The sequence below is a fragment of the Flavobacterium sp. 25HG05S-40 genome (genome assembly GCF_052654735.1).
Genome location: NZ_CP199750.1, coordinates 3,247,548 through 3,261,537, shown reverse-complemented (window position 1 = coordinate 3,261,537; position 13,990 = coordinate 3,247,548). Strand labels below are relative to the sequence as shown.

Here is a 13,990-nt window from a genome sequence, read left to right as displayed (position 1 = left end):
AACATAGCCATAATCTGTTATTTGGAGTCAATTAATTACTTACTTTTAGAGTGTCAAAAATGCTATGACTTTTGGAAACACTTAAAACCATATTGTATTTTTCTATTTTCAGATATCCTCTAAAGAAGGACGAAATTCATAGTTACACTAATTATGAAACTATAGCTAAAACGGAAAAAGAGTTACAACACTTAATCGATGAAAAAATTCTTCGAAAAGTGGATGAGTTTTATGTCTATGGAAGCGATTTGGATTCGGTGATTAAACGCATGAGAGGAAATATGTATGCCAAAAAAGTAATGAAAAAAGCCGGTAAAAAAGCCAAGTTCATTGCTAAATTTCCTTATGTTGAAGCCGTTGGAATTTCAGGTTCGCTGTCAAAAGGATATTACGATAACCTGAGCGACATCGACTTCTTTGTAATAACGAAACCCAATAAACTTTGGATTTGCCGAACCTTATTGATGTTGTACAAAAAAATATTCTTGTTCAATTCCAGACGCTATTTCTGTGTCAATTATTTTGTGTCCTCGAGCCAATTGGAAATCGAAGAACAAAATCGCTTTACGGCAACCGAATTAAAAACCCTAATCCCAATGCAAGGAAAAGCCGCCTTTGAACAGTTTTACCAAAGCAATTTGTGGATTAATGACTATTTTTCGAAGTTTGTACCCGAAGTCAGTAAAATACAAAATACATCAAAACCTATCTTCACAAAAGGAATCGAACTAATTTGCGATACCAAAATCGGAACGGCAACAGACTATATTTTCAAACAGATAACGCTGCGAAAATGGCAATCAAAGTTCCGTGATATGCAACAAGAAGATTTTAAAATTGCATTAAAAACAACAAAGAACATCTCTAAACATCATCCATCCAATTTTCAAAAAAAAGTTATCTTATCTTTGAATAGCAAACTTGATGAAGTGCAGTCAAAGTATAATGTAGTTTTACCCAAAGAGCATGTCTAGCATCCTTTTTTCGCATTCCTATTATTATCAATTAGACCCAAAGCAATGGAAAAACAAAACCCCTTTTCCGCCTTTGGGAACTTTGTATGCCGCGTCGTTACTCAGGAAAAATGGTTTTGAAGTCGATTTATTCGACACCAATTTATTGGATTCACCCAACGACATCACTCATAAACTTCATTTTAAAAACCCAAAATACTTGGTCATTTACGACGATGGATTTAATTATCTGACCAAAATGTGTCTCACTAACATGCGCGAAGCCTGTTTTGAAATGATCGCACTCGGGAAAAAATTCCATTGTACCGTGATTGTTTGCAGTTCTGATTCGACCGATCATTATCAGGAATATATCGAAAAAGGAGCCGATTTTGTCATGCAGGGCGAAGGAGAATGCACCCTTTTGGAGCTTATCAAAACAGTAGAAAGTAACCAAAACATCGATACGGTAGCTGGAATCGTTTTTAGAAGGAATGATGAAATTCAAATTAACAAAAAACGCGCAGTACAGCAGCATTTAGACGAGTTTCCCATGCCGGCTTGGGATTTGGTTGACATCGAAAAATACCGTCACATTTGGAAACAAAGCGGACAAGAATTTACACTAAACATTGCTACAACGCGCGGTTGTCCCTACAAATGTAATTGGTGCGCTAAGCCCATCTACGGCAATCGCTACAACGCCCATTCACCAGAATATATCGTCAACGAAATAGCTTATTTGCAACAAAAATTTGGGGTAACCCGATTTTGGATGTGTGATGATATTTTTGGGTTAAAACCGAATTGGGTTCAGGACTTTAATGCGAAATTAAAGGAGCGAAACCTCAAAATTAGCTATTACATTCAGAGTCGCGTAGATTTATTGTTAAAGGAAGACACTATCGATTGTCTTGCCGAATCAGGTTTGGAGGAAGTTTGGGTCGGCGCCGAAAGTGCTTCGCAAAAAATTCTCGATGCCATGGATAAAGGCACAACAGTAGCCCAAATTTATCAGGCAACGAAACTCCTGAAAGCTAAAAAAATACGAGTGGCGTTCTTTTTGCAGTTCGGATATTTAGAAGAAAATCAGGAAGATATTGCCAAAACCATAGCCATGATCAAAGAGTTAATGCCTGATAATATTGGTATTTCAGTTTCGTATCCATTGCCCGGAACACCTTTTTATGACAAGGTAAAAGACGACTTGAAATTAAAGTCGAATTGGACGGATTCGGATGATTTTGAAATGCTGTTTCACGGAACGTACAAGTCGAATTACTACAGAAAACTTCAAAGGTATGTTCACAAAGAATTCCGAAAAGAGCAGGGTTTTCAAAACTTGAAAGCGTTGTTTCAAAAACCGGCATCAACTTCAGTAGCCCAATTAAAATCGATTGTGAAATTGGGTTACTATGTCCCGAGTGCTTTTCTGGATGCTATTTCACTCAAAAAACTAGAGCATTATGAACGCTAGTTTTGACAAAGCAGCACCTTATTATGACGCTTCATTTACCAATTCAAAAATTGGGAAAATACAACGAGAATTGGTTTACAAACAGCTAGAAAAAAAAATGATTTCTGTCCAAAATATTCTGGAGATCAATTGCGGCACAGGCGAAGATGCACGTTGGTTAGCCCAACAAAATTTTAGGGTAACCGCTACAGACATTTCGACTAAAATGATTGAAGTGGCCAAAAGCAAGGTGGTTCATGAAAATCTCACATTTAATAAGGTCGATATAAAAGCAATCGCAATGGAGTTTTCCGGACAAAAGTTTGATCTGATTTTTTCCAATTTCGGCGGATTGAATTGTCTTTCCAAACCCGAATTAGCACAGTTTTTTACAGATAGTAACACACTACTTTCTGAAAAGGGTAAAATGGTTTTGGTCATCATGCCCAAACATACGCTTTGGGAACAAGGTTATTTTTTGGCGAAAGCCCAATTTTCCAGCGCCTTCAGGAGAAATAAAGAAGTGGTTGTAGCGGATGTTGACGGGGAAAAAGTCCCAACCTATTATTACAACCCAAAAGATATTGTAAATTTAGCAGGAAATGATTTTGAAATGCTTGATCATAAACCCATTGGATTTTTTGTGCCACCATCGTATTTAGAGTCTTTTTTTAAAAACAAAGGAGGAATATTACGGTTTTTATTGGGTTTAGAAAACAAAATTTCAAACAGGTCATTCCTTTCAAAACGTGCCGACCATTACATCCTAACTTTACAAAAACGATGAGTATCCTTTTAACACATGCATATTATTTATCGGATGATCCAAAGGAGCAAAAGATAATGAAACCTTATCCGCCATTAGGTTTGCTGTATGTTTCTGCCTATTTGTGGAGTAAGAATGTGGCCAATGAAGTGTTTGATTCGACTTTTTATTCTAAGGAAGATCAACTGCAGTTCATCAAGGAAAAACAACCCAAAATCATTTGCATTTACACCAATTTGATGACTAAAATAGAAGTCATACAGTTGATGAAAAAACTAAGAACATCCGAATTTGGTTTTCCAAAAACTGTATTAGGTGGACCTGATGTTACGTACAATATTGAAAATTACTTGAATTCGGGTGCCGATTTTATTGCAATTGGTGAAGGAGAAGAAACGACTTTTGAATTGCATCAAGCAATTATAAATCAGGAAGATTACTCGAAAGTAAACGGAATTGCTTTCCTTGAAAATGGGATGGTAATTCAAACTCCAGCGCGAACCAAATTCAGAGAATTAGACGAATTGCCTTTGCCCAACCGCGATGCTATTCCGAATGAAAAATACCTCGAAACCTGGAAACGCAACCATGGCGAAAGCTCGATGACGATTTCCACCCAACGCGGTTGTCCGTATACGTGCAAATGGTGTAGCACTGCGGTTTACGGGCAAAGCTACCGAAGAAGACCGGCAAGCTTGGTCGCAGCCGAAATGAAAATGCTCAAAGATAAATACAATCCAGATGCCATTTGGTTTGTAGATGATGTGTTTACAATCAGTCATAAATGGTTGACAGCTTTCCACGAAGAAGTGGTCAAACAAAACGCTCAAATTCGATTTGAATGCATCACAAGAGCCGAACGGTTAAACGATGAAATTTTGCGACTTTTGAAAGAAGCCGGTTGTTTCCGAATTTGGATAGGTGCCGAAAGCGGTTCTCAGGATATTATCGATGCCATGGACAGACGTGTGGATGTGAACCATGTTAAGAAAATAATTCAGGATACGAATGCCATCGGAATAGAAACCGGAACCTTTATCATGTTGGGATATCCAGGAGAAACCGAGAAAAACATCCATGAAACCATACAATATCTGAAAGAAGCCAAGCCTACACATTATACGATTACAGTGGCTTACCCGATAAAAGGGACATCACTTTTTAATGAGATTGAAGATGTAATTACGGTGCGTCCCAATTGGGAAACATCCACCGACAGGGAAATTGATTTTAAACGAACCTACTCGAAAAAATACTACAAGTATGCCGTTTCCAAAGTCGTAAATGAGGTGGAATTCAGTCGGAGAAATAAATCCCTTTTCCAGCGATTGCAACACAAAACCAAATCGATATTGGCTTCAGGATTAATGAAAATTAGTAAATAAAACATGAAAAAACTACTATTCTTGTTATGTTGCTCTTTACTCATTTCTTGTGAGCGAGATTCGTATTCAGATTTAATCCGTACCGAAACTAAGATTAATTTAAAATGGAATAAAGCCTATCCAGAAGATACCATCGACAAATCATTGATAGGATTGAAATGGGCATTATCTTATGTTGGAGCCACATTACCTCGTTCTAACAGTGGTTTTTCAAATACAACTTCCACAATAACCATTGATATAAAAAAGTTGGGCTTTGCAGAATTCGCGCAACAAAATCTTTTAAAATTGGTGGAGAAAATCAAAACGACACCCGAGTATCAAAACAGTAAAGCGGTTGATTTAGGTCGCTTTGTAACACTACTTTTAGGTGCTTCCGAACATTATTATGAAATCATCGGAACGCCCAATACATTGTCAGAATTACTAAGCAATTACAGCTTACTTCCACAGAAAGGGTATGTGAATAATTCAAGTGTTTCTTTAGAGCATCGGATTATCGAATTTTCGGAGCAAAATGGTTTTAATCAAGTCTTTCTTTCGGAAGAAGTTGATCCGGTTTCCGGCGAGATTTTCGAATATGAAACTATTGAATTATTGTCCAATGGTCAGTTGCGCTTCGGGATTTTTGATGTCAATGGCGACCGAAAAAACAACGCCGATCCATCGCATTCAAACGCAGGAAAACCTGCCAAGTGTATGTGGTGTCACGAATCGGTCATCAATCAAATGTTTACTCCTCAAAATGATTATTCGGGCTATTTAACGGCTACGGAATTGCAAAATACGCTTATCAATTACCGTGAATCTAATAGAAATTTGAAATTACAATTAAATGATGGCGTTGATTTTTCGCAAACGCAGCAACATACGTTGACCGAACTATTGTACATTTCGTTTATGGAACCTTCGGCAGAGCGATTGAGTTTAGAGTGGAACTTGACTTTGACCCAAGTACAAAATCTGCTTTCAGGTTTGCCAACACATCTGTACGCTGAATTTCCGTTTTTAGGCAATTTATACTACCGAAGCGACATTGAAAGCTTTGCGCCATTTGATGGGTTAGCGGTTTCGAACAGTGTTAGAGAACAATCAACTATCGAAGTAAATCATTTGGATTAATGTTGAACAATAAAAAAATAATCGTCGTGCTTCCTGCTTACAATGCGGCAAAAACTCTCGAAAAAACAGTGAGTGAAATTCCGTTGGATTTGGTAGACGAAATTATTTTAACGGATGATTACAGCAACGATAACACCATCGAAATTGCTAAAAAATTAGGAATTCATTATATTATTGCTCACGATAAAAACAAAGGTTATGGTGCCAACCAAAAATCGTGTTACCAAAAAGCATTGGAGTTGAACGCCAGTATCATTATCATGTTACATCCGGACTATCAATACACGCCTAAATTAATACCGGCCATGTGTTCGCTGGTTGCCCATGATTTATACGACGTGGTTTTGGGGTCGCGTATTTTGAGCAAAGGTGCTTTGAAAGGCGGAATGCCTTTGTACAAATACATTTCCAACCGTTTACTGACCTTTATTCAAAATATTTTGATGAACCAAAAACTGTCCGAGTACCATACAGGTTTTCGGTGTTTTAATGCTCACTATTTGAAGCAAATTGATTTTGAAAATAACTCAGATGACTTTGTATTTGATAATGAAATTTTGGCTCAACTGTGTTACAAAAGAGCGCGAATTGGCGAAATATCATGCCCGGCAAAGTATTTTGAAGAAGCAAGTTCGATAAATTTCAGCAGAAGCGTTACTTATGGCTTGGGTGTTTTGAGGGTTTCGTGTTCTTATTTTTTGCAAAAGACAACATGGTTTCGATTCTCAATATTTAAAAAAGCATGATAAAAATAATTCGTCAACATTATGGTTTGATTGCTGTTGCGCTGTTTTGTGCATTTTGCCTTTTCAAAGCGATAGACTTTCCTATACACGATTTTGCGAATTACTATTTTGGCGGACATTTTTTAGTAGATGGAATATTCAATGTTGACACTTACTTTCCGTATGTTTTCAATAAGCAAATTGCCGATTTAGGTTATCGAGGAATCTTTGTTAGTTATGCCCCGAATACGCCATTTTTGGCTTTATTTTTTACGCCGTTTTCACTACTTTCTTTAGCCACTGCCAAACTCATTTTCAATGGAATTAGTGTGTTGTTATTTCTGACAAGCATTTACCGATTGTCACGATTTTACAACATAAAATCGGTTTACCTTTTGTCCATCCCATTACTTTTCTTTGTTCCAATAAGAAACGAATTGCTGTTTGGACAGGTATACTTTATATTGTTTTTTTTCTTGACCGAATTTTGGTTGGCCTATCAAAAAGAACGGTTTTTGAAATCAGCTTTTTTTTTAAGTTTGGCTATTCTATTGAAAGTGTTTCCCGTTTTACTTTTACTGATTTTCCTATTTAAAAAACAACTCAAACCACTATGTTATTCTATTCTTTTTTGCTTTTTGTTTTTCGGAATAACAGCACTTTTTACGGGCTTTGACATTTGGTTTTTTTACATTCAATCGGTTTTACCAAAGGCTTCCAACGGCGAAATTGCTTCGGCTTATGTTGATAATTACCAGTCAGTTTTTATGTTTTTGAAGCGGCTTTTGGTAGAAGATTCTATTGAAAATCCGAGTGCTTTTTTCAATTATCCTATTTTATTTTCCGCTTTGATGATGATGTTTAAATTCGGAATTGTAGGCGTTGGTTATTTTATTTCTAAAAGAACATCCAATGCTTTTTTGATTTTATGCTATTGGATTTTGGCCATGATATTACTATCACCATACGGTAGCACGTATACTTTAATTTTGATGCTGTTTCCGTTTGTGGCTTTACTGAAAAGTAACATTTCAAATATCAAGAAAGGTGTTTTCTGTCTACTATTATTTTTAATATGTAATCTCAAGTTATCGGTTTTTATCAATAACAGTTTTCCATTTTCGTATTTGAGATTGTTTTTACTGTTGTTGTTTTTTGGCTTATTTGTGATTCATCTTCGACAAAAAACACACTGGAAAAATATAGCTGTTTTAGCTTTGATACCGACGATTTTGGTTCTTGTTTTTCAAAAGCATGAACCTGTAAAATCAACTATACTTCTGAAGAACGGACCAATATTGATATATGATTTCAAAATAGAAACAAGTCCTGAAGACAAGCACAAGTATTTAACAGCAAATTTTTGGGACGGAGCAGACAAATTATTATTTTGGAAACAAAGTATTCAAACGGCTGAATCATTGAACTTGAAAGACAACCAAATTTTTTACAACAACCAACAACTTACGTTTGACAAGAGCCATAAACTAAAACCAATACTGATTGATAATAATACCATTCTTTATCTTTCGGATTACAATCGTGGAATTGGGTTTTATACACTAAGGGAAATATTTGTAAAATAAAAATGAAGGGTTAAATTTTTGTTAATGTAATAATAAACTTATTTTTTTGACGTTGATAGATAATAGTAACCATTAAACTTTTTTATTATGTCAATTAAGTATTATTTACAGCCAAACCCAATTACTCCTGACCCAAATGATCAGTCTGCGAGAGTAATAAGTAATCAAGTTCATGATGTGGAAAGCATAACTAAGGAAATGCTTCGTCGTGGCAGTACTATAACTGAAGCCGATATACGTGCTGTACTGAAAGTTTTTTTTGAGGTGGTATCCGATGAAATTACAGAAGGGAACAATGTAAATTTGCCAATCGCCAATTTCAGACCAGGAATTGGGGGTGTTTTTAGTAATGCTACCGATAGTTTTGATCCTTCAAGACATGTCAAAAAAGCTAGTGTCTCAGTAGGACTCTTGCTAAACGAGAAATTGCAATTTGCAGCCGTTGAGAAAGTAACACAACCCACTCCTGGACCAGCTTTGATTCAGTTTACAGATATTAACAGCAACAACACCAATAGCATTTTAACACCCGGCGGTATAGGTCAGGTGGTTGGTGAAGAATTAAAATTCAACCCTGTAAATATAGCTGAGGGTATTTATTTAATTGCTGCAGACGGAACTGCAACAAAAGTTGATATTATTGCTAGTAGAACAGAAGGTAAATTAGTTTTTAGTATACCAACAACTTTAGCAGTAGGCAACTACACTCTTGAAGTAAGAAAAGGGTATGGAACTACCGTAGTCACACTCCGATCAGGAAGTTTGCAGGAAACTTTACAAGTGATTTAATATTAAATACCCATTAGTAGACTAACCACCGAGCAAATTTATTCGCTCGGTTTTTTTATACATAATTGTATAAGGCTGTACTATTTTAAAAATTGTCGTTTGTTATTTTTGTTTTTATGCACCAATGAAGATTCCTGATTGCGCTAGTGATAAATTACCTTTGCACTAATGAATGTTATTAGTTGCACCACAATAAAGAACGTAAACCTGCATAATTTTAAAATTATTAACAAACAAAAAGCCGTTTGAACCAAATCCAAACGGCTTTTGATAAAAAGAAAATCAGCTTATCTCTTGATTAACTTTTTAGAAATAATTTCTCCATCATTCGTTTCAATGGAAACAATATAAATACCGCTAGTCAATGGAGAAGTATTGTATTGATACTCGGAAGTTTCTTTTACTGCCTCATTCAAAACAATCCTACCCTCAATAGTTGTGATAATCACTTTTTTAAATTCTCCATTATTTAAATGAATTGTTGTAAAATCATTTGCTGGATTTGGGAATAAAAGCAGCTCTTTATTAACAGTAACTTCGGTCTCAGATGGTGCCATCTTAGCAGAAGTCTGAGTACAAGCAGCCAGTCGAGCTGTAAAATTACTCGTACTATTAGACTTAACTTCTGAATTTGGACTGAATGTAATCGAGTTTCCCGCCACTAAAGTAATAGTCGAACCTGCGTTTACTAAATAATTAGTATTGGTTACAATGGTGTTCGATGCTTGATACGTGGCAGTTGTTGAAGGTTCTTGCGTGTTGAAAATCAAATTACCAGGACAAGAACCAGTCGAACAAGGTGACACAGTAATATTTGAATATATAGAAATCAAACATCCCAAATTATTTGTATATCTATATTTAATCGTATGTGTCCCCGGTCCTGCTAATGCTGCATTAAAGGAATAAAGCCCCCCTGAAAAAGTAACTCCCGCTGTCCCTGTAAAAACGCCCCCAATTGGTGCAGGCGATAAAAATGCTCGCAAGTCAGGGAATATCTGCGTTTGACAGACTGAATCAGGTAATAATAATGATGCCTGATTCAACGGAACTAGGCTTACATTATCAAGATAGTAATATGTTGTTTGGCTTGCTGACCATACGCCAGTATTAAATGTAATAGCATCATACAGGCAAGAAGCATTAGCACCAGCAGGGCTTTGTGATTGAAATGCAGCGTCATTACTTAGTAACCCTATACATAAGTATTGTTCACCAGCTGTTGCACCAGTCCTAAAATTAATAGTTACTTTTTCCCAGTTAGCAGTGCTTGTTGAAAATGTATTATTTTCTTTGAGCATGTTTGGGTTACTTATTGGGATAGCCGAATATCCCGTTATAGCTATTTGCGATGTTCCTAAATAGGCTTGAAATTTTACCGCAGCGGAACTTCTACCTTCAGCTAATGACACATCAAAACTCAATTGATAACTTGAATTTGGCTGTAAAGCAGAGGCTAGTTTAGTGCTGATAGTTTCAGAATACAAACCACCGACACCACCTAAAAGAGAAAAGTTTTTTATAAAACCTATCCCAGCGAAACCATTACCTGATAGGTTATTTGATGTTTGATATCCTACAAGATGACAAGGTTGTCTACTAATAGGGCTATTTGAAGTAGCATAAATATATTCTGTACTTGAAGTAGATGCAGTTGCTCTCCAACCGCAGGCTAAGCTAATTTGGCCCAAACCCGACGGAATTGCAGAATTCTGCTCAAAATCACCATTTTTAACTAAGTTACAAGCATTTGTACTAGCACAATTTGATTCAGGATCAGTCACATAAACATAAATATAGGTAATGTTTCCCTTTTGCGCGCCGTTAACCGGAACATATCGCAACAGATGCAGACCGACACTACCATTGGTAAAATTAATGGTTGTACTAGCGGTTCCGGAAGATGGAGATAGTGTTGAAGATGAATAAACGTCCTCCAAGCATTCAAATCCCGTAGCGCCGGTATCATTGTTTAAAATTCCTGATATCAAGATAGTATTACCTGCATTACCAATAAAGGTATATGTATTATTTGCATCTATCCCATCGTTCAAACCGGCCACAGAAATTCCCTGACAAGGTCTCGTGCCACCATAATTGATGAATCCATTAAAAGCAGTACCAAAAGTAGGGTTTACATTATATCCAATATCACAAAGAACATTCCTTTCTTCAGGTCTTAAAAACCGCTTTGTTTGACCTAATCCTGTAGCGTCGGTCATTACAAAATAGCTATTGGTTGTATTTTGATTGGGTGGACTTATACACACATCTTCAAAATGGCTAAAACTGCTTCCGGGTTCATAGCATACGGGTGTATATATAGGCACATTACTTAAACCAACATATCTCAAGGCATTATTACATTCCGTTGTACCAACTGAGTTTTCTGTATTGATATTGTTTGGTAAATTACAATTCGGATGGAGAACTCCCGTTAATAAATTCGCTGAGTTAAAATTGTAGTTGTACATAGAACAACTTCCGGAATTGGTAATTAATTTTTGTGAACTAGCATTGTTTCTGAGAAAGTTATCATATCGTGTAAAATAATTAAACCCATTTCCCAATCGAGAACCTCCATCTTGATTGATCAAACTCGCGAAACCTAAAGCATGAATGACTTCGTGGAGCACTACGCTATACAAATCAACAAGCCCAGAAGGATTAGCTATACCCGTGTTGGTATTCCAACTAAATGCGGGGATATTATTTGTATTGAAATTAAAAGCCATCATTCCATGATATAAATTACCTGAAGGACCAACATTGACACCGTCAGTAATTAATGGGGAAGCAACGTTGGCATAAGAATTTTTACCGGTATGAATAGATTTCCATATTTCGCTATCTATAATTCCACCAAAACCTGCTGTGTTATTGCTTGGCATTGTGTAAAATGAACTTGCTAATCCCAATACACCATTAGGAGTATTTGGAGAAACAATTACATTATTTATATTTCTAACCCAAATGTTTACCCTAAACGTACTTGGGGTGTTTGGAGGTAAATTTATAAAGGCAGACAAGTCACTAAAAACCTGACATACCACGTTTCTTCGATTGGCCTGAGCCTGTATAGAAATGTTATCCATTCCGCAACCTGACTCAAAATATAAATTAAAATAACCGCAAGTAGTGGGGGTAGGATTTGTTGTTCGCAAAATTTGACCATTGGTGTCAGTAACCGTTTTCCCAACAATAATATCCGAAATTTTATAAGCATTTCCGTAATGGTCAAAAACAGTTTCAAAAACCCCATTGGGACTTAAATTAGTATTAATACCAGTTGGATTGATTTGTGATTGCCCTTGAAGACCTATGCTTAAAAATAAAATTATTAATAGTTTTTTCATATTATAATAAGTTTTATAAATTAAAAAAAACTAGTTGTTAACCTTTGCTTCCAGTGCTTGCATTCTCTTTTCTTGAGCTTGTAGTTGTTTGTTTAGCTCAATAATGTATAGGGTCAATTCTTCTATTTTTTCTTGTTGAAGTCTGGTTAATTCGCCTACTTCAAAGCCTTCACAGTTTACTTCCTCTGCAGACGGCATCTTAGATAAGCGACCATTCTCTTTTATTTGTTGTTCTACTTCCTCTAAACTAGGCAGTTTGTAATATTCTGTAAAAACATAATCAGGCCATTGCGCTTGTAATTGTACTTTTAGTTCTTCGGCGATTATTTTACCTGCAACTGCTAATTTATATGCAGTTGGACCGCTGATTTTTCCTATCGTAACATTTCCATTAGGCTGGAATTGTAGCGAAGGGATGCTTATACTGTTTACAAAAAAACCAAATGTTCTTGCAGGAGGTAAATAAAATCCAGACGGATAAAGTGAATGGAAAGATAAAAAAGCACTTTCTGCTCCCGCTTTTAAATTGATAGTAGAGCCAGAGCCTTGTGGAGATACTATTTCAAGTGCACTATTACTTGGAGGACTTCCATATTGCCCTTGAATTGAGGATGAACCTATACTTACAACAGGTGCGGTTGTATAGGTAATATACGTTCCAGTAGTCCACTGTGCAAAACCTGTAAAAACAATAAAATTAACTGCTAAAATTAAAAATGCTTTTTTCATAAGGATAAGGATTTAGATTGTTTATAAAATTTCCTATAAATTTAAATGTTTTTTCTAGTCTAACATATTTTATTCCTACAAATCGATTAAATAACTCTCTGAATATATTTTGTTTAAGTTATCATAATATTATATAGCCATAATTGTAGGAACAAATATGAATTTACACCTTAGTTTCTTTATCTTTAGCTTCCAAATTAGATAATGAGTTAATTTTGTGAAAACAGCATTGTATGTTCCATATAAAAAGTAGCAAAGTATTCTTAAGAAGCTTTTTAGCTTTTTCCAATGTGGGAAGAGGGCTTTTGACTGGGGTGTTTGGATTGCTTTTGAATTATATTTTAATTCATTTCAATTCTAAGGGAGTGCTAACTTCTTATGTTTATTTTATTAGTGTTTTTTGGTTATTTTTCAATTTTACTAATTGGGGTGGGAAATTTTTCAATACCAAAGAAATCAGTAAAAGCCCTAAAAACAGTAAAAAACTAATCTCTGATTTAATTTCCAGCAAATTTATTTTATTGTTTTTTGTTTGCTTTAGTATTGCCTTTATACCCATAGATATTAAGTTAAAAATCTTATTATTAGTGCTTCTTTTTCTAAAATCACTAGTTCCGGTATTTGATAGTTTAATTCTCTTTAGAAAAAAGAGCATGGCTGTTTTTGGTGTGGAAATAGTATGGAGTGCTGTTTTTCTTTTTTTAGTTTTTGTTAACGGCAATAAACTTGACACTTTTACTTTTTTAGTTTGCTTTATTGGGTTTGAGTTGGTCAAATTTTTTTATTACATATTGCTGTTTTGGAATGAAATTTCGTTTCGCTTTTCTGCAATCGAAGGTTATGAAATTTTAAAAAAGTCGTTCTATTTCTTTGGGGTTTCGGTTGCGGGTTTTATCGCTTCTAAATCGGATTTGTATGTAATTGGAATTCTTATCAACAAAGAGGTTATGAGCCATTATTTCATTATCTCGAGTCTGTCAAGCATGTGCATGGTGGTTTATGCCACATTAATCAACACCTTTGAAACCAGTATTTTTCGGTTTAATCATAAGGTGTTTCAAAAGCTGGAAACTTTTTTAAAATCTTTCGGCCTACTGTTTTCCTTGTTATCGGCATTTGGATT

At 35.5% G+C, this 13,990-nt stretch carries 11 protein-coding genes; 8 read left to right on the top strand and 3 right to left on the bottom strand.

Annotated elements, in window-relative coordinates; all coding sequences use genetic code 11:
- The first annotated feature begins 71 nt into the window (after positions 1 to 71).
- The 8 genes from ACULEU_RS14255 to ACULEU_RS14220 all read left to right on the top strand — a co-directional run bounded on the left by ACULEU_RS14255 (position 72) and on the right by ACULEU_RS14220 (position 8,782).
- Positions 72 to 974, top strand: a complete 903-nt coding sequence (locus tag ACULEU_RS14255; protein ID WP_445453235.1) for a nucleotidyltransferase domain-containing protein — start codon at positions 72 to 74, stop codon at positions 972 to 974.
- Positions 967 to 2,430 carry a B12-binding domain-containing radical SAM protein gene (locus ACULEU_RS14250; RefSeq protein ID WP_445453234.1) on the top strand — a complete coding sequence of 488 codons (1,464 nt, stop codon included), beginning with the start codon at positions 967 to 969 and terminating at the stop codon, positions 2,428 to 2,430. Before ACULEU_RS14255 ends, ACULEU_RS14250 begins: the two co-directional genes overlap by 8 nt.
- Entirely contained in the window at positions 2,420 to 3,196 is a 777-nt protein-coding gene (locus ACULEU_RS14245) for a class I SAM-dependent methyltransferase (protein ID WP_445453233.1), read from the top strand. The genes ACULEU_RS14250 and ACULEU_RS14245 overlap by 11 nt, the downstream gene beginning before the upstream one ends.
- Positions 3,193 to 4,560 carry a B12-binding domain-containing radical SAM protein gene (locus tag ACULEU_RS14240; RefSeq protein WP_445453232.1) on the top strand — a complete coding sequence of 456 codons (1,368 nt, stop codon included), beginning with the start codon at positions 3,193 to 3,195 and terminating at the stop codon, positions 4,558 to 4,560. The genes ACULEU_RS14245 and ACULEU_RS14240 overlap by 4 nt, the downstream gene beginning before the upstream one ends.
- A gap of 3 nt (positions 4,561 to 4,563) precedes the next feature.
- On the top strand, positions 4,564 to 5,682 hold the full coding sequence (locus ACULEU_RS14235) for a hypothetical protein (protein WP_445453231.1): 1,119 nt from the start codon (positions 4,564 to 4,566) through the stop codon (positions 5,680 to 5,682).
- On the top strand, positions 5,682 to 6,428 hold the full coding sequence (locus tag ACULEU_RS14230) for a glycosyltransferase family 2 protein (protein ID WP_445453230.1): 747 nt from the start codon (positions 5,682 to 5,684) through the stop codon (positions 6,426 to 6,428). The genes ACULEU_RS14235 and ACULEU_RS14230 overlap by 1 nt, the downstream gene beginning before the upstream one ends.
- On the top strand, positions 6,425 to 7,993 hold the full coding sequence (locus ACULEU_RS14225; protein WP_445453229.1) for a glycosyltransferase family 87 protein: 1,569 nt from the start codon (positions 6,425 to 6,427) through the stop codon (positions 7,991 to 7,993). Before ACULEU_RS14230 ends, ACULEU_RS14225 begins: the two co-directional genes overlap by 4 nt.
- 87 nt (positions 7,994 to 8,080) lie before the next feature.
- Positions 8,081 to 8,782 (top strand): HU family DNA-binding protein, encoded by a 702-nt coding sequence (locus tag ACULEU_RS14220; RefSeq protein ID WP_445453228.1) that lies wholly within the window; start codon positions 8,081 to 8,083, stop codon positions 8,780 to 8,782.
- Between the two features lie 287 nt (positions 8,783 to 9,069).
- Here ACULEU_RS14220 and ACULEU_RS14215 read toward each other — a convergent pair whose 3' ends face one another.
- From ACULEU_RS14215 to ACULEU_RS14205, 3 genes are all read right to left on the bottom strand, one after another.
- Positions 9,070 to 12,138, bottom strand: coding sequence for a T9SS type A sorting domain-containing protein (locus ACULEU_RS14215; protein ID WP_445453227.1), 3,069 nt, complete (start codon positions 12,136 to 12,138; stop codon positions 9,070 to 9,072).
- Positions 12,139 to 12,168: 30 nt separating this feature from the next.
- Positions 12,169 to 12,867 carry a hypothetical protein gene (locus tag ACULEU_RS14210; RefSeq protein WP_445453226.1) on the bottom strand — a complete coding sequence of 233 codons (699 nt, stop codon included), beginning with the start codon at positions 12,865 to 12,867 and terminating at the stop codon, positions 12,169 to 12,171.
- A gap of 382 nt (positions 12,868 to 13,249) precedes the next feature.
- Positions 13,250 to 13,600 (bottom strand): hypothetical protein, encoded by a 351-nt coding sequence (locus ACULEU_RS14205; protein ID WP_445453225.1) that lies wholly within the window; start codon positions 13,598 to 13,600, stop codon positions 13,250 to 13,252.
- Positions 13,601 to 13,990 lie beyond the last annotated feature (390 nt).

Excerpts from the sequence above, each read along its gene's own strand:
- ACULEU_RS14250 (WP_445453234.1), top strand. The coding sequence starts at position 967 with ATGTCTAGCATCCTTTTTTCGCATTCCTATTATTATCAATTAGACCCA.
- ACULEU_RS14245 (WP_445453233.1), top strand. The coding sequence starts at position 2,420 with ATGAACGCTAGTTTTGACAAAGCAGCACCTTATTATGACGCTTCATTT.
- ACULEU_RS14240 (WP_445453232.1), top strand. The coding sequence starts at position 3,193 with ATGAGTATCCTTTTAACACATGCATATTATTTATCGGATGATCCAAAG.
- ACULEU_RS14235 (WP_445453231.1), top strand. The coding sequence starts at position 4,564 with ATGAAAAAACTACTATTCTTGTTATGTTGCTCTTTACTCATTTCTTGT.
- ACULEU_RS14230 (WP_445453230.1), top strand. The coding sequence starts at position 5,682 with ATGTTGAACAATAAAAAAATAATCGTCGTGCTTCCTGCTTACAATGCG.
- ACULEU_RS14225 (WP_445453229.1), top strand. The coding sequence starts at position 6,425 with ATGATAAAAATAATTCGTCAACATTATGGTTTGATTGCTGTTGCGCTG.
- ACULEU_RS14220 (WP_445453228.1), top strand. The coding sequence starts at position 8,081 with ATGTCAATTAAGTATTATTTACAGCCAAACCCAATTACTCCTGACCCA.
- ACULEU_RS14215 (WP_445453227.1), bottom strand. The coding sequence starts at position 12,138 with ATGAAAAAACTATTAATAATTTTATTTTTAAGCATAGGTCTTCAAGGG.
- ACULEU_RS14210 (WP_445453226.1), bottom strand. The coding sequence starts at position 12,867 with ATGAAAAAAGCATTTTTAATTTTAGCAGTTAATTTTATTGTTTTTACA.